The following is a 23,551-nucleotide window of genomic DNA, read 5'->3' on the forward strand; positions in this document are numbered from 1 at the left end:
AAAAAGGTATCTCGCTTAACGCGGGATACCTTATCCTGTAAACACATCTTCCGATGGATATTTTATTTTTTGTTTTGCTGGTCGCGCTAAAGAGAACACAAGTGTTAATGGTCCGATTAATCCGCAGAACATAACAAACATAATAATACATTTTCCGAATGCCGATAGCTTTGCAGTAATTCCCATCGTTAATCCGACTGTGCCAAACGCTGATATTGTCTCAAATAATAATTGAATAAAGCTGAAGTTTTCTGTAAGCATTAATATAAATACCGCTGCAAAAATAAGTATTTGACTGGCAACAGCAATCGCTAAGGCCCTCGTTACTGTAGATATTTTAATTGTACGCTGAAATAAAACAATTTCCTCTTTTTTTCTAAAGAAAGAAAGGACAGATGTAATTAAGATAACAAACGTTGTTAATTTAATTCCTCCACCTGTCGATACACTTCCTGCACCAATAAACATTAAAATCATCGTAAACAATATAGATGATTCTTCCATACCTCCATAGTCAACCGTATTAAATCCAGCTGTCCGCGGGGTAATACCTTGAAAGAAGGAAGCCCATAGTTTTTCATTTAAAGATAAATTCCCTAACGTCTTCACATTATTATATTCCAATACAAAAATCACAATCATTGCTATAACATTTAACACTACTGTTCCAATAATCATTATTTTTGAGTGAAGTGATAATTTTCGAAAACTGCGACTATACCATATATCAATTAATACGGTAAAACCGAGTCCACCTATTACAATTAAAGAGCAAATCCCGATATTAATAATGGGATCCCCTACATATCTTGTTAAATTATCTGGCCATAAAGCAAATCCTGCATTATTATAAGATGCAATTACATGAAAAATACTATAGTATAAACCTTTTCCAAAACCAAACTCTGGAATAAAGCGAAATGATAAAAAGATGACCCCAATAAGTTCAATACAAATCGAAAATATAAAGACACGCTTTACTAATTTTACAAGACCACCTATATTTGTTTGATTAAATGCTTCTCCAATTAACAAACGATGGCGTAATCCGATTTTTTTACCTAGTACCCAAACAATTAAAATGGCAATTGTCATAAGGCCTAGACCACCTGTTTGAATTAAAAACATAATAACAATTTCGCCAAACATCGTAAATGTACTTGCTGTATCCACTACTCCCAAACCAGTTACGGTCGCTGCTGACGTTGCTGTAAAGAAAGCATCTACCCAACTAATATGTACTTTCGTTGCGAATGGTAATTTTAATAACAAACCGCCAACCACAATTAAGCAGAAAAAGCCTAATGCTAATATTTGTGGTGGGTTTAATCGTATAAGACGATTATACAGCCCTTGTTTTTTTGTTACGTCCATATCACTAACTCCCTTATTAAAGTGAAGCTTTTCCCTCATACAATAAAAAGCTTTTTAAAAGCCCTTAAATAATTGGGACAAACCTTATATTCTCATAATATAGTTGAGCATAATCCTTTTTTTCATAGATTACAACTTTTATTTATATTCAGATTCCTTTTCGTTTTATGCTGGAAAACTCTATATCCTAACTCAATATTGCTAACAATAACAATTTCATATGTACTATTTTTCAAATCCCCATGTCTTTCACTCTATGTTCACATAGAGGTCACATCCACCTTTTATAGTATATGTATCGAAGCTGTTCCTCCCTAATTTATAAGACATTCCCCAGTGTCTTTGAATAGCTTCCATCCCTAATTAAATTGACATAAATTGTCCCCTTCCTTGACCATCTTATATATGATGGTCTTATTTTTTTGTTTGCTCTATCTTTTATTCCGCTATTTGTGGGCAATAAACGCTCGATTGGTTAAGGCTAATAATCAACAGGGGATGAACAAAAAATACTCATTAAATTTTCATTTTATTTAAAACTCCCTCTCTCTTTCACTCTATATTCACACAGAGGTCACATCCACCTTTTATAGTATATGTATCGAAGTTGTTCCTCCCTAATTTATAAGACATTCCCCAGTGTCTTAAAGCAGCTTCCATCCCTAATTAAATTGACATAAATTGTCCCCTTCCTTGACCATCTTATATATGATGGTTTTATTTTTTTGTCTTTCTATCTTTTATTTAAAACTCCCTCTCTCTTTCACTCTATGTTCACACAGAGGTCACATCTACCTTTTATAGTATATGTATCGAAGTTGTTCCTCCCTAATTTATAAGACATTCCCCAGTGTCTTTGAACAGCTTCCATCCCTAATTAAATTGACATAAATTGTCCCCTTCCTTGACCATCTTATATATGATGGTCTTATTTTTTTGTCTTTCTATCTCTTATTTAAAACTCCCCCTCTCTTTCACCCTATGTTCACATGAGAGTCACACCTACCTTTTATAGTATATGTATCGAAGTTGTTCCTCCCTAATTTATAAGACATTCCCCAGTGTCTTAAAGCAACTTCCATCCCTAATTAAATTGACATAAATTGTCCCCCTCCCTTGACCATCCTATGTGATGGTCTATTTTATTTTCCAAACACAAAATCAGTCTATCTATACTTAAACAAAAACTAAAAATTCAGAAAATATTGTCAAATCAGGTATTTTTTCGGTATAATTACTTTAGAAAGAAATTTCGCAAAAACAAAAGGGGGGATTTTATTGAAACAAACAAAAGCAATCTTAATCGCATTATTTCTAGGTCTAGTTGTTGGACTCACTCTAAATTTAGCTGCTCCATCTATCTTTGAGCCACTAAATCAATATGTGTTCAACCCAATTGGTCAATTGTTTATTCGACTTATTAAAATGCTAGTTGTTCCTGTTGTGTTCATTTCTATCGTACTTGGTGCTGCCGGCCTTGGAGATCCGAAACAACTTGGAAGAATCGGTTTAAAATCAATTTCATTCTTTCTCGTAACAACTGCGGTTGCCATCTCTATAGCGGTTACATTTGCACTTATTATAAAACCAGGAGCTGGCGGTAATTTTAAAACAGAAGGTCTTAAGTATGAAGGTGCAAAAACTGAAACATCTTTCGTCGACACATTGCTAAATATCGTACCAGATAACCCAGCAAAAGCGATGGCTGACGGAAACATGTTACAAATCATTGCCTTTGCCGTATTGATTGGACTCGGTATAGCTATTTTAGGAAAGCGAGTCCAAGGTATCCATTCATTACTTGAACAGGGCAACGAATTAATGATGTATCTTGTTAATCTCGTTATGAAATTAGCCCCAATTGGAACATTCGGTTTGCTCGCTTCATCCGTTGGTAAAATGGGTCTTGCAGGCGTCGCTGCGATGTTCAAGTATATGATTGTCGTTATGTTAGTACTCATTATTCACGGAGTCTTTGTATATGGCGGCTTATTAAAGGTATTAGCAAAAGAAAGTATTGTTCGTTTCTTTAAACATTTCGGACCAGTAATGGCAATTGGATTTAGTACATCTAGCTCTAATGCATCGCTTCCATTTGCAATGAAAACAGCACAAGATAAGCTTGGCGTTCCAAAATCGATAAGCTCATTTGTACAACCACTGGGGGCAACTATTAATATGGATGGTACTGCCATTATGCAAGGGGTAGCAACTGTATTTATCGCTCAAGTATACGGAGTTGAACTTACATTACCGCAATTAGCTATGGTCGTATTAACTGCTGTACTAGCTAGTATCGGTACTGCTGGTGTGCCAGGTGTTGGACTTGTAATGCTTACAATGGTTTTAAATCAAGTAAATCTACCAGTAGAAGGTATCGCTTTAATTATCGGTATTGACCGTATTCTAGATATGTCTAGAACAGCTGTAAACATTTCTGGTGATGCAATTTGCGCAATGATTGTCGCAAAATCAGAAGAAAAATATAATACGGATCAATCGGCAGCATCTTAAATCAAAAAAGGAGTGAATTATTTCACTCCTTTTTTGATTTACTCCCTTTTTTAGAACGATATTCTTTTCCTTTATTATCATTACCAGTTTCAAATTCAGTGCTAAATTCCTGATTAAACTGGCCGGACTTTGGTGACCCTTGATTACCGCTTCCTTTACTACCGTTACGATTCGTCATACTTCTCCCCCCTTCCTTGTATTAGTAGTATGGCGCTCTATCTTTTTTCATACACATTTTATTTTTTAACATCTATTACACACGAAAGAAGACCTTCCATATATAAGGAAGATCTTCTATTTCATCACGTAAGCGTTTTCTTGTTTGTAATCACTTAAATAAGTTTTTTGGAAATTGAAATCATTACATTCATTTCATCTTCTGAAAGTGCAGAAAATCTTTCTTGTAAATATTGTTTTTTCGCATCTTCCATTTTCGCAACTAAATCTTTCCCTTGTTCTGTAATCTCTAAATACACAACTCGGCGATCTGATGTAGAACGTGAACGAGTTACAAAACCTTTATTAATTAATTTTTCTGTAACAGCTGTAATATGACTATTCGACACATTTAATTCATTTGCTACACGCGATACCATTTCTTTATTCGTACGATTTAATATTCTCAGAACGATGAATTCATTCCACGGTATGTAACCACCGAATATTTTTCCGATATCATTACGCAACGTGCGAAACATAGCAAACACATTTGTCGATAGTTCTTCCATTAATTGCTCTCGATTTTGAGACAACTTTGACAGCTCCTTTTATTTCATTTAGTTAAATAAAAACCTTATTAATAATTTTACATGAAATCTTACTTTTTGTCACCTTATTTTCCCATAATTCGTAGTTTTTTAATATGTATTTCATGATAAAATGAAGTCAACTTCCAGAAAAAGGGGGTATTTTAATGCATGAGGAGGAGAGACTCTCAAATCTCATCCTAAAAGATAAAACAATTATCATTAGTATTATTGCTCTTTTTCTCATTATAGTTTTTGCATTTATATTTTTTGTATATGTAGGAATCTTTCAAATTACAGGTATAGCGTATAGTTCACGTACTGCTTTACTTCACTTTTTTTTATTAATCACTTTCTTAGATGGTATTACATTATTTATTTTCAGTTTCTTCCAAGCGCTGCTATATCCATTGACTCAAAACATGCCAAATTGGATTTCTATCACTCTTTTCTCATGCATTGAAATTACACTAGATTGGTTCGTCATTCATACTGCTGATGATTGGATAGAAAGCGTACAAATATCCAACTTAACTGAATTATGTGTCGTACTATTCTTTTTTCTATTAAATAAATTATTAAGTGACGAGAAAGAGTAAGAATACAAGCTTTTCTATATAAAAATTGGTACAATGAAAACAAATCTTACTAAAGAGGTGTTAATTATGAACTTACAACAATGGGCTGATAAAGGTATGTCCTTTGATACATATGTGAATGAAATGAAAGTAAATCAATACGAACTACTACACATTTACAATAACTTTTTAATTCCAAATGAATTACTTCCTGTATTAGAAGAACGTCAAAATGATGGATGGCGTGTTATCGTATTAACTGCTGATTGGTGTGGCGATGCTCTTTTATGCGTACCTGTTATGAAACGGATTTCTGAAGTTGCAAATATTGATATGAGTTTATTAATTCGCGATGAAAACTTAGAATTAATGGATCAATATTTAACAAATGGAACAGCACGTGCGATTCCAATCTTTATTTTCATTGATAAAGACGGAAATGAACAAGCTGTTTGGGGACCACGCGCTCCAAAAGTACAAGAATTAGTAACTTCAATGCGCGCTACATTACCTGAAAAAGAAGATCCAACATTCGAAGAAAAACAAAAAGAAATGTATGCTAATTTCCGTGCTACATTAGCTGATGATACTTCTCTTTGGGAACATGTAATGGAAAACATGATGGAAAAAGTAGTAAAATAAAAACCTGCCGAGCTCGGCAGGTTTTTTTTATTACATAATGAAGAAATAGAATACCGCAGCTAAAATGAAACGATAATAAGCGAACGGTGTTAGTTTTACACGAGATAATAATTTCAAGAATGAAACAATTGCAAGCATCGCAACAACGAATGCAGTTACAAATCCTGTTACAAATAGCGTTATATCTGCTGAGCTTAATACATCCCAGCTTTTAATTAAATCTAAGCCACTTGCAGCTACCATCATCGGTACCGCTAAAATGAACGTATATTCAGCTGCCGCTGTATGCGACACGCGAGCTAATAAACCACCACTGATTGTAGAACCAGAACGAGAAAATCCTGGCCAAAGAGCTAAACATTGGAACATTCCAATTGTAAATGCCTGTTTATATGTGATTTCATCTAAAGTTCTTGCTGTACTTGGTTTCGAAAACTTCTCAGCAACAATCATTAAAATACCACCGGCTACTAAGCTAATAACAACTGGTCCTGGACCAAATAAAACCTCTTTAATAGTGCTATGGAATAATACGCCAAGTACCCCGGCAGGAATCATCCCGATAATAATATGTAATAAATTTAACGATGGTCCGTCTGTTACTTTACCTATTCCAACTAACGACCATAGACGCTTCCAAAATATAACAACAACTGCTAAAATCGATCCCAATTGGATAACAACTTCAAAAACTTTCGCTCTCTCATCGTCAAATCCAATTAAATGTCCTGTTAAAATCATATGTCCTGTTGATGATACTGGTAGAAACTCTGTTAATCCTTCAACAGCACCCATGATTAAACCAATTAACCAATCAGCCACAAGTAGTGCCTCCTTAATAACAAATAATATGTAATTTTTTCACACCTTATCATAATACCTTATCCCTTTTCAAAGTGCATCCTTTTTTTATTGACTTCATATGTTGTAGGCGCTTATTTCTTTTCTAATCTTTGATTAAATTGTATGATAGTAAGAGTTTGTTTTTTTATACGGAAAGGGGATTTTATGAAAGAAACTACTTCATTCTCACAAAAGTTAAAGCAATTTTTATTACTATTTTTTCCGATTTTCGTAACGCAAATGTCATTATTTGCGATGAGTTTTTTTGATACAACAATGTCAGGACATGCAAGTCCAACTGATTTAGCAGGTGTTGCAATTGGAACAAGTATATGGATTCCAGTTAGTACGGGATTAACAGGAATTTTAATGGCTACTACCCCCATTGTTGCACAGCTCGTTGGATCCAAGAAAAAGGAGGACGTTCCCCACGTTGTCATACAAGCGGTTTATTTAGCAATTTGTGCTAGCTTCGTTGTTATCCTCATCGGTTTCTTCGTCGTTTCACCTATTTTAAATGGCATGCGCTTAGAAGAACCTGTGGAACGTATTGCAGCGCAATTTTTAAGTATTATCGCAATAGGAATTATACCTTTATTCACTTACACTGTTTTACGCGGATTTATTGATGCATTAGGAAAAACTCGAACAACAATGATTATTACATTACTATCATTACCAATTAACGTAATATTAAATTACCTATTAATTTTTGGTAACTTCGGTTTCCCGAAGCTTGGTGGTGTCGGAGCAGCAATTGCTTCCACTGCAACATATTGGTGCATTTTAATTATTACAGTCATTATTATTCAGACGAAAGAGCCTTTTGCCTCTTTCAACATTTTCAAACAATTATACCGACCTTCTCTTTCGAGTTGGAAAGCATTCTTAAAACTTGGCGTCCCTATCGGATTTGCTATCTTTTTTGAAACGAGTATTTTCGCTGCGGTAACGCTCATGATGAGTAATTTTAGTACGACAACTATTGCAGCTCACCAAGCAGCTATGAACTTTGCTTCCTTGTTATATATGACTCCGCTAAGTTTAGCAATGGCAATGACTATTGCGGTCGGATTCGAAGTTGGAGCAAAACGTTACGATAATGCAAAACAATACGGACTGATTGGAATTGGATTAGCCCTTGCCTTTGCTTTATTATATTCGATTCTTCTCTACTTCTTTGATAATCAAATTGCTTCTATTTATACGACAGATGCAAAAGTTCATCATTTAGCAAAAGAATTTCTTATCTTTGCAATTTTATTTCAAATTTCAGATGCAATTGCAACCCCTGTACAAGGAGCTTTGCGTGGTTATAAAGATGTAAATGTTGCTCTAATTATGACTTTAATTGCTTATTGGGTAATAGGTCTACCACTAGGTTACATATTAGCAACGTATACAGAATGGGCCGCAAAAGGCTATTGGATCGGTCTTATTATCGGTCTAGCATTTGGCGCTGCCTTCCTACTTATCCGTCTCTTTCAAGTACAACGAAAATATACAACACAAAACAGCCGCTAATAATAAAGGGGCTGTTTTCTTTATGCATATTTTTTCTTGTAACGTATAATATAATGAAAAAGAAAGGTGGGTACATATGGACGACAAAGAAAAAAAGCAATCATTCGATGAAGAATTTGCCCCTGAAATTTCACCTGGATATCGGCAAGATGTACATAAGCCACCTAAATATAAAAACACTTCGTTTTTAATGGGCATTACCATTTTCGCTGCTGTATTACTCATACTTATCATTTTCGTTTATTTTTAATGAAAGGTGGCCTATTATATGAAGAGACAAAATTCCAATCGTTCAAAAAGAACTGTTAAAACACAAAAAGGATATGCAGGCGATTCTGTTCATACACTTAAACAAGTGGAGCAAGGAAATTTATATATTGCTCAAAAAGAACTTGGTCAACAAAATGAAAATCTTTAAAGGTCCTTGATTCCTTGAGGGCCTTTTTATTCCGCATTAAGTAGTCCCCCCCCCAAATGATCTATTGAGCAATGAATTTCCTTTATTGTACGCGCTGCTTTTGTTCTAGCACCATAAATATATTATTAACCTTTACTATTTTCACTTCATAATTCAATTTCATTTCGCTTCTCTTACCATTTTCAGTACCCGCAACGTACGCTACAGCTTGATAAAGAAAACTCTCATCGGTCTCTTCACGTATCTCCTCGTTTGTAAATTTATACTCTAAATCTCGAAAACGATTTGGATAATAATTTCCCATTAATTGTTCATACCCTCTATTTAAAAATAGTTCTTCACCTTTTCGTTTCACATCTTCTTTATTAGTAGACCCAAACACTGATAGTTGCTCGGTCACAAAATGCTCTCCTACCTTTTTCATTTCATTATGAGTTAAGTTTTCTATACTTTTGTTCTTTAACTCCTTATTTAACTCGTACTGATCAATCGGTTTAAAGGTAGCAAAAACCTCCTCTTTATATGACCAAAACAATACAAAAGCGATACATAGAGAAATGATTAACAGTCTTTTTTTCGTAATACTCCCGCCCTTCTTCATAATAATAGATATATTTTAACATATAGAAAGAAAATTCTGATATCATAAAATAGAATAACTTAACTCAGAAACGAGGAACAATTATGGACTCTTACAAACATTATATAAAAGAAGCTTTGCCTAATCTTTCTATACATTCATATAAACAAAATGAAGAAGGATGGGATAATGTAGCAGTTATAGTAAATGATGAGCTACTGTTTCGTTTCCCGCGAAAACAGGAATATGCGATGCGAATTCCGTTAGAAAAAGAACTATGCACAATTCTCACTCAATCACTACAAGAAATCGAAGTTCCACAATATCACCTAATTTATAAAAATGAATCTGATGAGGTTCCTCTTTGTAGTTACTATACTCTCATTCATGGTGAACCATTAAAAACAGAAACAGTTGCCACGCTGGAGGATCCAGAGCTGAAAGCAATTATTACACAATTAGCTACTTTCCTTGCGGTACTACATAGTATTCCTTTACACCAAGTTACAAAGCTATGTTTCCCTATTGAAAAAACATGTACCTACTGGAAAGAGCTACAAACAAAATTAAACCAATATCTCACTACTAGCCTTACTTCATTACAGAAACTAGCCTTAAATCGCTTATTTGAAAATTTCTTTGCATGTTTAGCTACATCCACTTTTCAAAACACAATCATTCACGCTGATTTTACTCATCATCACATTTTATTTAACAAGCATAACAAAAGCATTTCAGGTGTTATCGATTTTGGTGATGCGCAAATTGGCGATCCTGCTTTTGATTTTGCAGGACTATATTATGATTTCGGAGATGAGTTTACTACATCTGTATATGAACAGTACAGTACACTTATTTCTCATCATGATCCATTACTCATTCATCGTATTACTACCTTTTATCAATACAGTCCTTTACTACATAATATTATTTATAACTTTGAGTCAGAGAATGAACTCGAATTCATTACAGGCACAGAACAGCTAAAAACGATATTACAGGGATGAGATTACATTCTCTCCCTATATACTCTCTCCTCATACATCATTAACTTTTTATCCATTTCAACAATAACTTTATACAATTGAAATGCCTGTAAAATTTGCAGTTGAATTTCAAAAGGAGCATTCTGTTCTTTTAACCATTGAAATACTTTCGTTTCATCTTTCATTGATTATTCCTCCCTTTATTAAAATCTGCTACAAATATACGGTAAATGATGAAAAGCTTTTCATGTCAACAACAAAAAAGGATGCAAAGTTGCATCCTTTAATGTACGATATTTTTCTTCTGCTCCGCTTCTTTCTTTACTTCTTCCCCTTGGCATTCACTACGAAATGCACAACTTATACACTCAGAACGAAAATGACGCTCTGTATAATGCTCAGGTTGCTCTAACATTTCTTTCATTCTAGATAAATCAGCCATTCCAGTTATAATATCTTCCTGTTTTGGAATGTACTCATACTTAGTTCCTTCTATTAAATTAATAACTTCAATCTTTCCTGGAAGAACGCCGAAAGCTTTATAACTGAATACTGTCATTAGCTTCTGACAAAGAGCAAGCATTTCCTCATCCGCATCGACGACATACTTTTTAATTACAAACGACTCAGCACTCCACTCACCAACTTCAAATGTCAATGACATGTGGACACCTAACTCTTCCATATATGTTTGAAACTTCTCGTATAAAAACAATGGTGGTGTCTGACTATCATCCTTTTCAACGAACTGTAATAAGTGATCCGTTAGCTTCGCTAATACAATATAGTATTCTGTCTTCGAAGCAAACATATTAATCCTTACTTTTTTCCAATACTTTTCTATTAATATTAAAAGTACAATTTTCGTTTGTTGACCCGCAGGTAGCGTGTAATACTCGTTAATAATTTGATTGACAATCATTTGTGCTATTTGTTGCCATTCAAATGAAGAAGGTTCTCTTCTTTTTATGTGACGAAAATAAAATTTATGCGGACAACGCATAAAATCATACAAATGATAATCTGTCATCGTTTTGATTGAGATTTTCTCATGCACTTGCTCTTCATCTCCCTTCTGCCATTAAGAAAGGTGTTTTACAAATTCAGCTCCAAACTGTAAACATTTTTCTACATCTTCATCTTCTGGCGTTAATTCTACTTTTAGTCCTTCTAACACAACTGCTGCCCCGCGCTCTTGTAGCTTTTCTATTAAAATGTCAACTGCCACTCCGTATTTCGGATAAGCCGAATCACATGATCCGAATACTGCCGCTTTTTTCCCAGTTAAATCAATAGAATCCATTGCATCATAAAAATCTAAGAAATCATCAGGAAGATCGCCATCTCCCCAAGTGTATGCACCTAAAATAATTCCATCATACTGTTCTAATATAGAAGCTTCTGGTGAATCCATAATATCAATAACTTCAATTTCATTTTCTGTTTCACGAATTACGCCGGCAATATGGTCAGCCATTTCCTCTGTATTTCCACTCATACTTGCAAAAATCATTACTAACTTACTCAACTGAACCTCTCCCTTTACTTTGTATCTCTTTTTCTGTTTGAATGCTCTTCTTCTCATCTACATATTCAGACCGAATTACATTTCTTTGCCATTCCATATGCTGATCAACATCTTTATTTTTATCTTTTAATCCCCTCCGCAGAAGGTGAAAATTCTTTCTCATTAACATGTCGCATCCATCCTATTGATAATAATTATCAATTTCAACTATATTTAGATTAATTGACATTGATTATCAATGTCAACAACTATTTTAAAAAAAATGATTAAAATGTACAAGCTTGTCCGTTAGCTATTCATATACTATGAATGAGCATAGTTCTTTCTCAGCCCTCTCTGACGGAAAGAAATAAAAGCAACTGCAATAGAGTGCAGTTGCCTTTTTTTGTTTTTCTATGATTTTAGTAATCTTATAGTCGTCTCTAAAAATAGCTCCACTCCACAAATTAATGCTGATTCATCCACGTCAAATTTCGGATGATGATGTGGATAACAAGTATATATATTTTCATTACCTGTTCCTAATTTAATGAAACAACCAGGTGCTTTTCTTAAATATGCTGAAAAATCTTCTCCACCCATAGAAGGTTCAAGCTTCACAACACGCTCATTCCCAAACAAATGTAGTGCACTTTCTTCTACTATTTTCGTAATATATTCATCATTAATAACCGGATCATATCCATATCGATACGTATATGTATACGATCCTCCATGTGCTTCTGTAATTCCTTTCACAATTTTCTCGATTTTCCCTTCTGCTTCCACCCTCAATGCTTGATTAAATGAACGAACAGTTCCCATTAAAGTTGCTGTACTAGGAATAATATTGTCAGCCGTTCCCCCATGAAATTGTGTAACTGAAACAACCCTTTGCATAAAAGCACTTGTATTTCTTGATACGATATGTTGTAGATTTGTAATAATCTGTGCTCCGATAGCAATAGGATCTATCGTTTCTTCTGGTCGCGCCGCATGTCCTCCTTTGCCTTGAATCTCAACTGTAAATACGTCTGGCGCTGCCATCATCGGTCCATATGCAATTCCTATCTTTCCACTCTCAAGTCCTGACATAACATGTAAACCTATTACATAATCAACACCATCCATTACACCTGCCTCAACCATTTCTTGTCCCCCGCCGGGATACACCTCTTCTGCGTGCTGAAAGAATAGACGAATCTCACCTGCAAAATCTTCCTTTATATTTGATAACACCTCTGCTGTGCTTAATAAAATAGCTGCGTGAGCATCGTGCCCACATGCATGCATCATTCCTTTATTCACAGATGTATAAGATTTACTTGTCTCCTCTTGAATTGGCAAAGCGTCTATATCAGCTCGAATCGCAATTACTTTCCCTTGCTTCACACCTCTTTTAATTGCTAGTACACTATACTTCGTCGGTCTCGTTACTTCAAAAGAAGAAAATGAGCATAATGTATCATATATAAATTGCGAAGTTTCTTTTTCATGAAATGATAATTCCGGATACTTATGGAAATGCCTTCTCCATTTCACGATATTTTCTTCCGAAATTAGATTCTTCCACACTCTATTCATGATAATTTCCTCCTTTTCAAAAGAACTAGAAATTTAAAAGTTTACTCCGTCTTAAATGATTAATAAAAACAAACACTGTATTTTTACGTATTCTTATAGTCCACTTTTATGTATTCACACAATCCACTTTCTATTTACATGTCAAACCCATTACAAATTCATGCTGAATGTAATATAATTGCTAAGTTAGGGATTTTCTTTTTTAGTATTTAGTGCTAATATCAAAAAAGAGCCTTTTGACTTATTTTTACCTAAAATGTGGGATTTTGTTTTTTTCACAATAATGTAGGACATGATACCTACAAAGAGCTATTATTTCATTAAGAGAGGGAAAGACATGGAAAGATTAAAAGAGATATGGTCTCGACCACTCACACAATGGGTTGCAAAGACGGTTTATTATCTTGCAATTTTATTTGCATTACTTTGGTTGTATGGATTCCATGATACAAACACAAGTACATTTATTTACAATGAATTCTAGGGTGGGAACGTTATGAAGTTATTAGAACAAATTGAAAAGTGGGCTGCAGAAACGCCTGATCAAACCGCTTTTGTTTGGCGAGATGCGAAAATTACGTACAAACAATTAAAGGAAGATTCTGATGCGTTAGCACATTGGATTTCTTCTGAGTATCCAGACGATCGTTCACCAATTATGGTGTATGGCCATATGCAACCTGAAATGATTATTAACTTTTTAGGATGTGTAAAAGCTGGACATGCTTACATTCCTGTAGATTTATCTATCCCAGCTGATCGTGTACAACGTATTGCTGAAAATTCTGGTGCGAAATTACTTTTATCGGCAACAGCAGTAACTGTAACTGATTTACCAGTTCGCATCGTAAGTGAAGATAACTTAAAAGATATTTTCTTTACTCATAAAGGGAACACTCCAAATCCTGAACATGCGGTAAAAGGTGATGAGAACTTCTACATTATTTACACATCAGGAAGCACAGGTAATCCGAAAGGGGTTCAGATTACTTATAACTGCCTTGTTAGCTTTACAAAATGGGCTGTAGAAGATTTCAACTTACAAACAGGGCAAGTATTCTTAAACCAAGCACCTTTCTCATTCGATTTATCTGTAATGGATATTTACCCATCATTAGTAACAGGTGGTACACTTTGGGCAATCGATAAAGATATGATTGCGCGTCCAAAAGACTTGTTTGCTTCTTTAGAGCAATCGGATATTCAAGTATGGACTTCCACACCTTCTTTCGCTGAAATGTGTTTAATGGAAGCATCTTTCTCTGAGAGTATGCTACCGAACATGAAAACATTCTTATTCTGCGGCGAAGTGTTACCAAATGAAGTGGCTAGAAAATTAATTGAACGTTTCCCTAAAGCAACAATTATGAATACGTATGGTCCAACAGAAGCTACGGTCGCTGTAACAGGTATTCACGTTACAGAAGAAGTGCTTGATCAATACAAATCACTTCCAGTTGGCTATTGTAAATCAGACTGTCGCCTTCTTATTATGAAAGAAGATGGCACGATCGCACCTGATGGTGAAAAAGGTGAAATCGTAATTGTCGGTCCAAGCGTAAGCGTTGGATATTTAGGAAGCCCTGAATTAACAGAAAAAGCATTTACTATGATTGACGGTGAGCGCGCCTATAAAACAGGCGATGCTGGCTATGTTGAAAATGGTCTTCTATTCTATAATGGTCGTCTTGATTTCCAAATTAAGCTGCATGGTTATCGAATGGAATTAGAAGAAATTGAGCATCACCTTCGTGCGTGTTCTTACGTAGAAGGAGCAGTTATCGTTCCAATTAAAAAAGGTGAGAAATACGATTATTTATTAGCGGTTGTTGTTCCTGGAGAACATTCATTTGAAAAAGAATTCAAATTAACATCTGCAATCAAAAAAGAACTCAATGAGCGATTACCAAACTACATGATTCCACGTAAATTCATGTATCAATCTTCTATTCCAATGACACCAAATGGAAAGGTAGATCGCAAAAAATTATTGAGTGAGGTTACAGCATGACCGCATATGGATCATTTTATTTTTTCGCTATAGTGGGCATTTTATTAATACCTACTATCATAGCTGGATTAAAAGGTAAAATGTTGCGCAAATATAATGCCGTTTTAACATTAGTCATGATTGCTATTATCTTCTCAGATAAACCAAAGCAAGCAATGATGCTAGCTGCATTTATTATTTGGCAATATGTCCTTATTAAAGGCTATTTAATTTTAAGAAAACAAAATAATAGTACATTCACATTTTGCATAGCTGTTATTTTATCGATTTTGCCTCTTATTTTGGCAAAAATCGCGCCGTTTGCATCGTTTTTACCTGAGTTAAAACTTGTTGTTTTCCTAGGTATATCTTACGTAACATTCAGAGCAGTTCAAATGGTATTTGAAGTTCGTGATGGTTTAATTAAAGAGCTTTCTTTCTTTAACTTCTGGGAATTCGTTTTATTCTTCCCTGCTATTTCAACAGGACCTATCGATCGTTACCGAAGATTCCAAAAAGATATTCAAAAGCCACCTAGCGCTGAAGAATATCAAAATTTACTATATACAGGACTAAATCGTATTTTCCAAGGTTTCTTGTATAAATTTATTATTGCTTACTTAATAAAGCAATATTGTATGGATCCAGCATTCGCTCAACACGATACAATATTTTCAAATATGATTTACATGTATAGCTATAGCTTATATCTATTCTTTGATTTTGCTGGTTATAGCTCTTTTGTAATTGGTGTAAGTTATATGATGGGAATTAAAACGCCAGAAAACTTCAATAAGCCATTCCTTAGTCGTAATATTAAAGACTTCTGGAACCGCTGGCACATGAGTTTATCATTCTGGTTCCGTGATTTTATTTACATGCGTTTCGTCTTTTTTGCAACGAAGAAAAAGTTAATTAAAAACCGTTACACAATTTCGTATATCGGTGCATTTTTAAACTTCTTCATTATGGGAATTTGGCACATCCAAGGAAGCGCTGTTGCACAATATGTTATTTATGGTCTCTATCATGCCGCACTGTTCATTTTATTCGATATTTTCGAACGAAAAAACAAAAAGCATAAGTTTTGGCCAAACAATAAATTTACACACGTCCTTGCGATTGTAATTACGTTCCACGTTGTATGTTTCGGTTTCCTAATCTTCTCAGGACACCTTAACAGATACTTTTAATGCACCCTTCTTATTCCATTAAGAAGTTGCACATATAATATATTTCGGATATAAAGGAGATTTTAAAAATGGCAGAATTCAAAGAGCAAGTATTAGATATTTTAGAAGAAGTATGTGAAAACGATATTGTGAAAGAAAACTTAGATGTTCAATTATTTGAAGAAGGTATCCTTGATTCTTTCGCTGTAGTATCTTTATTAGTTGAATTCCAAGAGCGTTTAGATATTGAAGTTTCTATTTCTGATTTTGACCGTGACGAGTGGGCTACACCAAACATGGTTATTAAAAAGTTGGAAGAAATCCGATGAACAAAGCAAAATTTGGTCCGATGCTTTTAGCATTGGCCCTTTTTGCTGTATTCTTACTTATTCCAACGCGCTTCCTACTTCCACTTTTAAGTGATGAAAAAGTAGAACAAGCTGCTACTTCTTTAAAAGAAGAAAAAATTCAAAGTATGATTTTACAGCAAAAGATGTTAGCAGATCCAAAATATCTTCCGATGTACGGTTCATCGGAATTCGCACGTATGGATGCTTTCCATCCATCTAATTATTTTAAAGTAAAGCCTGAAGGGTTCACACCATTCCTTCTTGGACGCGGCGGAACACAAGACCTTGTACATGTATTAAACTTTGCATCTACAATGGATCAATTGAAAGATAAGAAAATGGTATTCGTTCTTTCTCCGCAATGGTTTGTACCACAAGGTATTGATGAAACGCACTTTGCACCTAACTTTTCAAAACAACAAGGTTACCACTTCATTTTCAACAATGATTTAAAACCTGAAATGAAAAAACAAATTGCAAAGCGTTTATTAAACTTTGAGATTGTAAAAAAAGAAACTTTATTAAAAATCTCGCTTGAAGGCATCGCTTATGATGATACGAAGTATAAAGTAAAAGCACTTGCTGCTAAACCTTTCGCTTATATTTACCGTAACATTCTAGATCGTAAAGATTTATTTACAGCTATGTTTAATATTAAACCGCATAAAGAGAAGCTCGATCCTTCATTAAAACAAATGAACTGGGAAGAGGCTCGTAAACATGCGGATCAAACAGGTGCGGCAGAATCTGGATCTAATGAATATGGTATCGAAGATGGTTACTTCAATAGCAAAATTAAGAAAAAATTAAAGCAACGTGAAGGTTACTTAAAAAATGATGCTTATGACCAATCGCCAGAATATGAAGATTTACAAATTGTACTTGATTTATTAAAACAATCTGGTGCAAAACCACTCTTCATTTCTGTTCCTGTCAAAGGTCCTTGGTACGACTACGCTGGCTTCCCGAAAGAACGCCGCGAAGCATACTATAAGAAAGTTCATGAGCAAATTGAAAAAGCTGGTTATCCAATTGCCGACTTCTCAAATCATGAATACGATAAATACTTCTTAAAAGATCATATGCACTTAGGTTGGAAAGGCTGGGTTTACATCGACGAAGCCATCCAACAATTTTATAAAGCAAACTAACGAAAAGACCGCTTGAATTACTCAAGTGGTCTTTTTGTATATATTTTGTAATTGCTCGATTGCATTCGCCGCTTCTTTCATAACTCGCTCCACTACATGCTGAGCTGATTCGATTCGTGCCAATGATGCTGCCTGTCCTGCCCAAAGTGACATATATTCTTCCTTATTTTGCTTCGCTGCCTCTTGGCGTATTTTAGAAGTTAATACGTTTTGCACTGGATACATCGGAAGCCCTTCTTCTTTTCCTTCATATCTTTCTATAAATTCATTCCGAATACCGCGTGCATATTTCCCGGAAAACGCACGAGTTACAGTTGTGCTCGTATCTGTACTATGTAAAACCGCTTCTTTATACACATCGTGCGTAATACTCTCTTCACTTGTTAAAAAGGCTGATCCCATTTGAACACCTTCTGCTCCTAGTGCCAATGCCGCAACAAGCCCTTGTCCGTTCATTACACCACCTGCTGCGACAATTGGGATATGCGGAACAGCCCCTACTAACTGAGGTATTAACGCAAACGTACCAATCATAGCATCTCGTTCTTTCCCAATAAACGTTCCTCTATGCCCTCCTGCTTCGCTACCTTGCCCAATAATAATATCTGCTCCTAGCTCAGCAAGTACTTTCGCTTCCTTCACATGGGTAGCTGTTCCGATAACTTTTATTCCACTTCTTTTTAAATCATTTATTTCTTCTTTTTCTAACGTTTGAAATGCAAAGCTAACGACCGGTACTTTTTCATCTAATAACACTTGTAATTGTTCCTTATAGCTTTTTGGAAGCTTTAACGTTCCTTCTACTTCTATACCTAATTCTCTATTCACTCCGCTTAGTAATACTTTCGCCTCATTTACCTTCTCTTCTTCTATTTCTATCTCTTTCGTTACAAGTAAATTAACACCGAAAGGCTTATCTGTTAGTTCTCTTATTCTATAAATCGCTTCACGAATTTGTTCTGGGCTCATATAGCCGGCTCCAAGCGTCCCTAATCCTCCACTATTACTTACTGCTGCAACAAGTTCTGGCGTCGTAATCGCGCCTGCCATACCGGCTTGAACAACGGGATACTCAATTTTTAATATGTCTGTTACTCGACTTGTAAACATCATTTCCCCTCCTATTTCCTTTATATCTTCTTTATTTGATAAGTTTTCCCCTGCTTTTGCAAGGGTTGAACTTCATATGAAGCGAATATATTGAAAGAGAAGGAGGCTGAGCTTAATGATTTATCCAAATGCATTAAAACAAGGTGATACAGTAATGATTATTGCACCATCTGGTCCACCTACAATCGAAAATGTATTAAAAGGTGTGAATGTATTACAAGAGATGGGGTTATCCGTAATAATCGGGAAGAGTGTTTACGAGAAATATGGATTTTTAGCCGGAAGTGATCAAGTTCGGCTTGACGATATACATGAAGCATTTACAAATAATGAAGTGAAGGCAATTTTTTGTGCACGAGGTGGTTATGGAAGTGCTCGTCTTCTTCCTCACATTCAATATGAAGTTATTAGGCAAAATCCAAAAATCTTTTGGGGATATAGCGATATTACAGCTTTACATACTGCTGTTTCACGTTATGCAAAGCTTATAACATTTCATGGTCCGATGATTGAAGAACTAGGAAAAGGCATTGATTCCCTATCTTTATCCTCTTTTAATCAGCTATTCCATCCGTATTCAACCATTTTATCTGCATCAGAATGTATCGTACCTAGCTCTCACAGTACAGTTACAGGTACGTTAGTTGGAGGGAATTTAGCTGTGTTAACAAGTATAATTGGCTCGCCCTACGAGATAAATACGGACAATACACTTTTATTACTTGAAGACATTGGTGAAGAACCGTACCGCATTGACCGTATGTTAAATCAGCTACTTTTATCTGGAAAGTTTAATGAATGCAGGGGCGTTATTTTCACAAGTTGTCACGACTGCACTCCTTCAAAGCCCTCTCAATCATTGCAAACAATATTATATGAATATTTCGCGCCATATCATATACCTGTCCTATTCGATTTACCAATTGGACATATAAGTCCAAACATCGGTATTCCACTTGGAGCTACAGCAACAATAAACACGAATAATAAAACAGTCTCTATTTCTTCTGGTATAGCCACTCCATATTCAAATTAAAAAGGAAAAGCCATTACGCTTTTCCTTTTACTTATAATAATTAAAAATTCGTCCAGATGCGATATCTGCAATTTCTTCTGGAATAAATGTTTTACTTATATCAGTGCCAACATTTAATACAGCTGTAGCATCTTTCTCAATGCTACCAAATAACTCTTTCCCACGTATCGTAATAAGGGGCGTTCCTTCTGGCAACACATCTTTTACAAATTCCATTTGTGTAAAGAACGGAACGATCCATCTACCTTCTCCTTGGAAATGACGCAAACGAAGTATTCCTTCTGTTGCCCCGTCCTCTGCTTCTAGTGAACCAGCAACATAAAACTCAGTAGATAAAAGCAATTCATAAAATTCCTTTTGCTTCTGTTTATCATCCCCTGCTACAACAAGTACCTCTTCTAATTTCTTTACTGAAATTTGCTCCATATGATGCCACCCCTATTTTCAAAATGATTGTACTTAGATTATACGAAATATTCTTATTTTTTTCTACATAATTCGCAATTATTTTCTTAAAATAATTTTAATACTTCTTTTGTCGTCACAATCGTAGCAAACTCTTCATGTAAATTTACAAGTGTCATATTGTGAATATCCTCTGCACTATACTCCTTACCCTCTAAACCTTTACGGTTAAACGTAGCCGTTGCATCACTCACTAAATATGTTGTAAATCCTAAATTCCCTGCCATTCGTGTCGTAGTTTCCACGCAATGATTTGTCGTTAATCCTACAACCACTACTGCATTACATTTGTTCTTTCTTAATTGCTCTTCTAAATTTGTCCCAATGAACGCGCTGTTAACGAATTTCTGAATAACCACTTCACCAAGTAGTGGTTGCACTTCTTCTTTAAAGTTTACCGTTTCCGCTCTCTCATAAAACATTGACTGAGCATTTTCTTTATTTACATGTTGAATATGAAAAACTGGTCGTTCCCTTTTTCTCCATTCTTCTAACAAAATTCTCATGTTTTCTTCAGCAAAAATATTATTTCTCTCGCCCCAATCTGGTAATTGAAATGCCTTTTGTACATCGATTATGATAAGTGCTATTTGATTTGTCATCATTTCCCCCTTAATTTGGCTGTAATTGAAATAGAAAACCAAGTTGTTGTGACGCAGTAATAAAGCAAACATAGGCGCAAAGCTCTACAATTTCTTTTTCTGTCCAATATTGTTTTAATACGTGAAACATAGTATCATCTATTGCTTTTCGGTTATGAACAAATGTATGCGCAAAAGTAACGGCTACACCAATCTCCTCTGCCATTTGCACATCAGTAGGTCTTCCCTTTGCCATACAGTACGGACATTCATTCCCATACGCTAATGTTCTTCTCACTTGCTCCTTCAACTCTGCTGAAAGAGTTCCTGTATTGTACAGTGTATCTTCTAACGTACTCCACGAATGTAATATGTCCGAATTATGCCCTAATAACTTTTGAAACTTTGTATCTCCTACATTTGATAATGAAATTCTCTCCATCATTTCCCCTCCTATTTCCTTCTGTTTTATTGTAAAATAAATAACGTTCACTTTACATTTCATATGAATCTTAATTTATATTTTCCCTTTACAAAAACCATCATTTTACTGGAGGTATATTTACAAATGCAATTAGACCGTGTTGATCGAAAAATTTTAAATGAATTATATAATGATAGTCGCCTTTCTATGCGTGAATTGGCGAAACGAGTAAACTTATCTGCTCCGTCTACTTCAGAACGTGTTCGTAAGCTCGAAAGCGAAGGTGTTATTCAAAAATATACAATCGATATTGATTATAAAAAGGCAGGACTCGTTTTAGATTGTATTTTAGAAATCACTTTAAAAAATGGTGATACAACACGTATGCAACAGTTTATTCAGTCTTATCCATCTGCAAGTTTTTGTTACCGAGTAACAGGAAGCTTATGCTACATTGTAAAAATTTCTGTTCCTTCACTCGTTGAACTTGAAGAATTTATCAATGATGTTTCTTCATATGCAACGACAGTTTCTCATATCGTATTATCAGAAGTATCTCTTACTCCTGATATTGAACATATCTTCCCAGAAGATTAATTTATTTTTATTCATAAAATATAAAAAAACCCCTTACAATAAGAATAAAAATAATATATTATGTATTAAAATACATAAAGTTCGAGAAAGGGGCTTTACATTGAAAATCTGGTTTTATGAAAAAACGGCACAATTAGATGACTTGCTTGGTATTTGGGACAACGTTCCGACCATCCCGCGAATTGGTGAAAAAGTGGAGATTTTAAAGACGGTCCGCACTGTTACAGATATTAAATATGTAAAGAACGGTAATAATTTTCGAGTAGAAATTATTACAAATTAAAAAGTAGCTCCTAAGAGCTACTTTTTAATTATCTATTATGTGCTTTCTTTATAACGATTTTATCTTCTTCTACAGCTACTGTTACATAATCATTTTCTTCTAACCGAAGCTTATTTACAGCCTCATCTGGTAGCTCTACAGCCATTAATCTATCTGTAACGATCACTTGACTATACACTTCATTTTCTTGTGATGAATTCACTACTTTTTGCTCATTTATAAAACGCACTGGTGGCACGCCAACTTCTTTTACTGTACGCCATTGTTTCCAAACATACGGAATTAACCATAGTAATCCAACAACTGTAAGACCGATACCAATCCATAAATTACTTTGCGCTTGTAATTCAGTAATTGAGATTGTACCACTTTCTTCTCCACCGAAAAATTGCATACTTGTTGCAATCAAATTATTTAGAGCGTGCACAGCTATATTCGTCCATATATTTTTTGTCTTTATGTATAAAAGACACATAACGACACCAAACATGAACGCACCAATAACATCAAAATGTCCTAGGCCAAAAATAATTGAAGATATAATTACAGCTTTTTTAATTCCCCATTTATGAGCCATTCGCTGTAAGAAAAATCCCCTAAAAATAACCTCTTCCATAATAGGTGCTAACACACATGCTGAAATGAAAGTAAATATCGTCATATATACGTTACTCGTATTAATAACATTTCCGTCTTCTAGCATAGTAACTAAGAAATTCGGTAACGTATGTGCTAATATGTAAAATTGAATCTGAGATATGCCAACTGAAAAAATCATCCCCATTATCGTTGCTAATACAATTAATCCCCAAGATAAACGTCCTGGCTTATCAAAAAAACTGTTAAATACAATATTATTTTTATTTGTTTTTACGTATAGCCAAAGTAACGGAAATACAAAAAATACAGTTATTTGTGAAATAACCTCCATCGTATTCTCAGAAACATTTGCTAGACCTAATGGTATCATTATAAGGAACACCCCTATAATCATCCATCCAAAAAAGCTACGTAGCCTTATACGTGAAAATGCATAGTGCATATAGAACACCTCCAAAGATAGTAAAAGTAAATGGTCGGATAACTACATTATAAT

At 34.8% G+C, this 23,551-nt stretch carries 30 protein-coding genes; 15 read left to right on the plus strand and 15 right to left on the minus strand.

The window, feature by feature from the left end:
• Window positions 1-30 precede the first annotated feature (30 nt).
• Window positions 31-1,374 (minus strand): TrkH family potassium uptake protein, encoded by a 1,344-nt coding sequence (locus MKY38_RS15015; protein ID WP_000383525.1) that lies wholly within the window; start codon window positions 1,372-1,374, stop codon window positions 31-33.
• A 1,278-nt stretch (window positions 1,375-2,652) separates the two neighbouring features.
• On the opposite strand from MKY38_RS15015, the gene MKY38_RS15020 reads away from it, so the two are divergent.
• Window positions 2,653-3,888, plus strand: a complete 1,236-nt coding sequence (locus MKY38_RS15020; RefSeq protein ID WP_065223935.1) for a dicarboxylate/amino acid:cation symporter — start codon at window positions 2,653-2,655, stop codon at window positions 3,886-3,888.
• A 22-nt stretch (window positions 3,889-3,910) separates the two neighbouring features.
• Here the strand turns inward: MKY38_RS15020 and MKY38_RS15025 are convergent, their stop codons facing one another.
• Together MKY38_RS15025 and MKY38_RS15030 are read right to left on the minus strand one after the other, a co-directional pair.
• Entirely contained in the window at window positions 3,911-4,066 is a 156-nt protein-coding gene (locus MKY38_RS15025) for a hypothetical protein (RefSeq protein ID WP_000184928.1), read from the minus strand.
• 154 nt (window positions 4,067-4,220) lie between these two features.
• Window positions 4,221-4,640 carry a MarR family winged helix-turn-helix transcriptional regulator gene (locus tag MKY38_RS15030; protein WP_000081432.1) on the minus strand — a complete coding sequence of 140 codons (420 nt, stop codon included), beginning with the start codon at window positions 4,638-4,640 and terminating at the stop codon, window positions 4,221-4,223.
• 161 nt (window positions 4,641-4,801) lie between these two features.
• Between MKY38_RS15030 and MKY38_RS15035 the strand changes: the two genes are divergently transcribed.
• Window positions 4,802-5,233, plus strand: coding sequence for a regulatory YrvL family protein (locus tag MKY38_RS15035; RefSeq protein ID WP_065223934.1), 432 nt, complete (start codon window positions 4,802-4,804; stop codon window positions 5,231-5,233).
• Between the two features lie 33 nt (window positions 5,234-5,266).
• On the plus strand, window positions 5,267-5,854 hold the full coding sequence (locus tag MKY38_RS15040; RefSeq protein WP_114555971.1) for a thioredoxin family protein: 588 nt from the start codon (window positions 5,267-5,269) through the stop codon (window positions 5,852-5,854).
• 30 nt (window positions 5,855-5,884) lie between these two features.
• Here MKY38_RS15040 and uppP read toward each other — a convergent pair whose 3' ends face one another.
• Window positions 5,885-6,676: a bacitracin resistance undecaprenyl-diphosphatase gene (gene uppP, locus MKY38_RS15045; protein ID WP_000796256.1), complete on the minus strand. Its 792-nt coding sequence runs from the start codon at window positions 6,674-6,676 to the stop codon at window positions 5,885-5,887.
• Between the two features lie 186 nt (window positions 6,677-6,862).
• On the opposite strand from uppP, the gene MKY38_RS15050 reads away from it, so the two are divergent.
• The 3 genes from MKY38_RS15050 (at window position 6,863) to MKY38_RS15060 (ending at window position 8,639) form a co-directional block, all read left to right on the plus strand.
• Window positions 6,863-8,221 carry an MATE family efflux transporter gene (locus tag MKY38_RS15050; protein WP_065223933.1) on the plus strand — a complete coding sequence of 453 codons (1,359 nt, stop codon included), beginning with the start codon at window positions 6,863-6,865 and terminating at the stop codon, window positions 8,219-8,221.
• A gap of 76 nt (window positions 8,222-8,297) precedes the next feature.
• The gene (locus tag MKY38_RS15055) at window positions 8,298-8,471 is read left to right on the plus strand and encodes a hypothetical protein (RefSeq protein ID WP_000341062.1); all 174 of its coding nucleotides are present in this window, start codon (window positions 8,298-8,300) and stop codon (window positions 8,469-8,471) included.
• Window positions 8,472-8,489: 18 nt separating this feature from the next.
• Window positions 8,490-8,639 (plus strand): hypothetical protein, encoded by a 150-nt coding sequence (locus tag MKY38_RS15060; protein ID WP_000828707.1) that lies wholly within the window; start codon window positions 8,490-8,492, stop codon window positions 8,637-8,639.
• 82 nt (window positions 8,640-8,721) lie between these two features.
• Here the strand turns inward: MKY38_RS15060 and MKY38_RS15065 are convergent, their stop codons facing one another.
• Window positions 8,722-9,240: a biotin transporter BioY gene (locus MKY38_RS15065; protein WP_065223932.1), complete on the minus strand. Its 519-nt coding sequence runs from the start codon at window positions 9,238-9,240 to the stop codon at window positions 8,722-8,724.
• 83 nt (window positions 9,241-9,323) lie between these two features.
• Here MKY38_RS15065 and MKY38_RS15070 point away from each other — a divergent pair, with 83 nt between their 5' ends.
• The gene (locus tag MKY38_RS15070) at window positions 9,324-10,226 is read left to right on the plus strand and encodes an aminoglycoside phosphotransferase family protein (protein WP_065223931.1); all 903 of its coding nucleotides are present in this window, start codon (window positions 9,324-9,326) and stop codon (window positions 10,224-10,226) included.
• A gap of 2 nt (window positions 10,227-10,228) precedes the next feature.
• Here MKY38_RS15070 and MKY38_RS15075 read toward each other — a convergent pair whose 3' ends face one another.
• The 5 genes from MKY38_RS15075 to amaA all read right to left on the minus strand — a co-directional run bounded on the left by MKY38_RS15075 (window position 10,229) and on the right by amaA (window position 13,296).
• Window positions 10,229-10,390, minus strand: coding sequence for a hypothetical protein (locus tag MKY38_RS15075; RefSeq protein ID WP_000651086.1), 162 nt, complete (start codon window positions 10,388-10,390; stop codon window positions 10,229-10,231).
• A 98-nt stretch (window positions 10,391-10,488) separates the two neighbouring features.
• Window positions 10,489-11,262, minus strand: coding sequence for a hypothetical protein (locus MKY38_RS15080; RefSeq protein ID WP_065223930.1), 774 nt, complete (start codon window positions 11,260-11,262; stop codon window positions 10,489-10,491).
• A gap of 24 nt (window positions 11,263-11,286) precedes the next feature.
• Complete coding sequence (locus MKY38_RS15085) at window positions 11,287-11,733, minus strand: flavodoxin (RefSeq protein ID WP_000041153.1); 447 nt, start codon at window positions 11,731-11,733, stop codon at window positions 11,287-11,289.
• Window positions 11,726-11,902 carry a hypothetical protein gene (locus tag MKY38_RS15090; protein WP_000929023.1) on the minus strand — a complete coding sequence of 59 codons (177 nt, stop codon included), beginning with the start codon at window positions 11,900-11,902 and terminating at the stop codon, window positions 11,726-11,728. The genes MKY38_RS15085 and MKY38_RS15090 overlap by 8 nt, the downstream gene beginning before the upstream one ends.
• Window positions 11,903-12,126: 224 nt before the next feature.
• Entirely contained in the window at window positions 12,127-13,296 is a 1,170-nt protein-coding gene (gene amaA / locus MKY38_RS15095; RefSeq protein ID WP_025688941.1) for an N-acyl-aliphatic-L-amino acid amidohydrolase, read from the minus strand.
• Between the two features lie 337 nt (window positions 13,297-13,633).
• On the opposite strand from amaA, the gene MKY38_RS15100 reads away from it, so the two are divergent.
• The 5 genes from MKY38_RS15100 (at window position 13,634) to dltD (ending at window position 17,959) form a co-directional block, all read left to right on the plus strand.
• Window positions 13,634-13,780 (plus strand): teichoic acid D-Ala incorporation-associated protein DltX, encoded by a 147-nt coding sequence (locus MKY38_RS15100; protein WP_000440293.1) that lies wholly within the window; start codon window positions 13,634-13,636, stop codon window positions 13,778-13,780.
• A 12-nt stretch (window positions 13,781-13,792) separates the two neighbouring features.
• A complete protein-coding gene (gene dltA, locus MKY38_RS15105; RefSeq protein ID WP_000770505.1) occupies window positions 13,793-15,307 on the plus strand; it encodes a D-alanine--poly(phosphoribitol) ligase subunit DltA in 1,515 nt (504 codons plus the stop codon).
• Window positions 15,304-16,479 (plus strand): D-alanyl-lipoteichoic acid biosynthesis protein DltB, encoded by a 1,176-nt coding sequence (gene dltB / locus MKY38_RS15110; protein WP_063535947.1) that lies wholly within the window; start codon window positions 15,304-15,306, stop codon window positions 16,477-16,479. Before dltA ends, dltB begins: the two co-directional genes overlap by 4 nt.
• A 68-nt stretch (window positions 16,480-16,547) precedes the next feature.
• Window positions 16,548-16,787, plus strand: a complete 240-nt coding sequence (dltC, locus tag MKY38_RS15115) for a D-alanine--poly(phosphoribitol) ligase subunit DltC (protein WP_000807310.1) — start codon at window positions 16,548-16,550, stop codon at window positions 16,785-16,787.
• Window positions 16,784-17,959, plus strand: a complete 1,176-nt coding sequence (gene dltD, locus MKY38_RS15120; RefSeq protein WP_001030268.1) for a D-alanyl-lipoteichoic acid biosynthesis protein DltD — start codon at window positions 16,784-16,786, stop codon at window positions 17,957-17,959. Before dltC ends, dltD begins: the two co-directional genes overlap by 4 nt.
• A 21-nt stretch (window positions 17,960-17,980) precedes the next feature.
• Here dltD and MKY38_RS15125 read toward each other — a convergent pair whose 3' ends face one another.
• A complete protein-coding gene (locus MKY38_RS15125; protein WP_065223928.1) occupies window positions 17,981-19,069 on the minus strand; it encodes an NAD(P)H-dependent flavin oxidoreductase in 1,089 nt (362 codons plus the stop codon).
• A gap of 115 nt (window positions 19,070-19,184) precedes the next feature.
• Between MKY38_RS15125 and MKY38_RS15130 the strand changes: the two genes are divergently transcribed.
• A complete protein-coding gene (locus MKY38_RS15130) occupies window positions 19,185-20,105 on the plus strand; it encodes a S66 peptidase family protein (protein WP_000640062.1) in 921 nt (306 codons plus the stop codon).
• Window positions 20,106-20,132: 27 nt separating this feature from the next.
• Here the strand turns inward: MKY38_RS15130 and MKY38_RS15135 are convergent, their stop codons facing one another.
• From MKY38_RS15135 to MKY38_RS15145, 3 genes are all read right to left on the minus strand, one after another.
• Window positions 20,133-20,531, minus strand: a complete 399-nt coding sequence (locus MKY38_RS15135; protein ID WP_000435265.1) for an SseB family protein — start codon at window positions 20,529-20,531, stop codon at window positions 20,133-20,135.
• A gap of 86 nt (window positions 20,532-20,617) precedes the next feature.
• Window positions 20,618-21,172 (minus strand): cysteine hydrolase family protein, encoded by a 555-nt coding sequence (locus MKY38_RS15140; RefSeq protein ID WP_065223926.1) that lies wholly within the window; start codon window positions 21,170-21,172, stop codon window positions 20,618-20,620.
• Between the two features lie 10 nt (window positions 21,173-21,182).
• Window positions 21,183-21,596 carry a carboxymuconolactone decarboxylase family protein gene (locus MKY38_RS15145; RefSeq protein ID WP_114555974.1) on the minus strand — a complete coding sequence of 138 codons (414 nt, stop codon included), beginning with the start codon at window positions 21,594-21,596 and terminating at the stop codon, window positions 21,183-21,185.
• Window positions 21,597-21,719: 123 nt separating this feature from the next.
• On the opposite strand from MKY38_RS15145, the gene MKY38_RS15150 reads away from it, so the two are divergent.
• Both MKY38_RS15150 and MKY38_RS15155 read left to right on the plus strand, forming a co-directional pair.
• Window positions 21,720-22,172 (plus strand): Lrp/AsnC family transcriptional regulator, encoded by a 453-nt coding sequence (locus MKY38_RS15150; protein ID WP_001175505.1) that lies wholly within the window; start codon window positions 21,720-21,722, stop codon window positions 22,170-22,172.
• Window positions 22,173-22,272: 100 nt separating this feature from the next.
• The gene (locus tag MKY38_RS15155) at window positions 22,273-22,455 is read left to right on the plus strand and encodes a DUF3913 family protein (protein ID WP_000707107.1); all 183 of its coding nucleotides are present in this window, start codon (window positions 22,273-22,275) and stop codon (window positions 22,453-22,455) included.
• A gap of 28 nt (window positions 22,456-22,483) precedes the next feature.
• On the opposite strand, the gene MKY38_RS15160 is transcribed toward MKY38_RS15155, so the two are convergent.
• The gene (locus MKY38_RS15160; protein WP_065223924.1) at window positions 22,484-23,497 is read right to left on the minus strand and encodes a CPBP family intramembrane glutamic endopeptidase; all 1,014 of its coding nucleotides are present in this window, start codon (window positions 23,495-23,497) and stop codon (window positions 22,484-22,486) included.
• Window positions 23,498-23,551 lie beyond the last annotated feature (54 nt).

The sequence above is a fragment of the Bacillus sp. FSL R5-0585 genome, from assembly GCF_038004545.1.
Taxonomy (GTDB): domain Bacteria; phylum Bacillota; class Bacilli; order Bacillales; family Bacillaceae_G; genus Bacillus_A; species Bacillus_A cereus.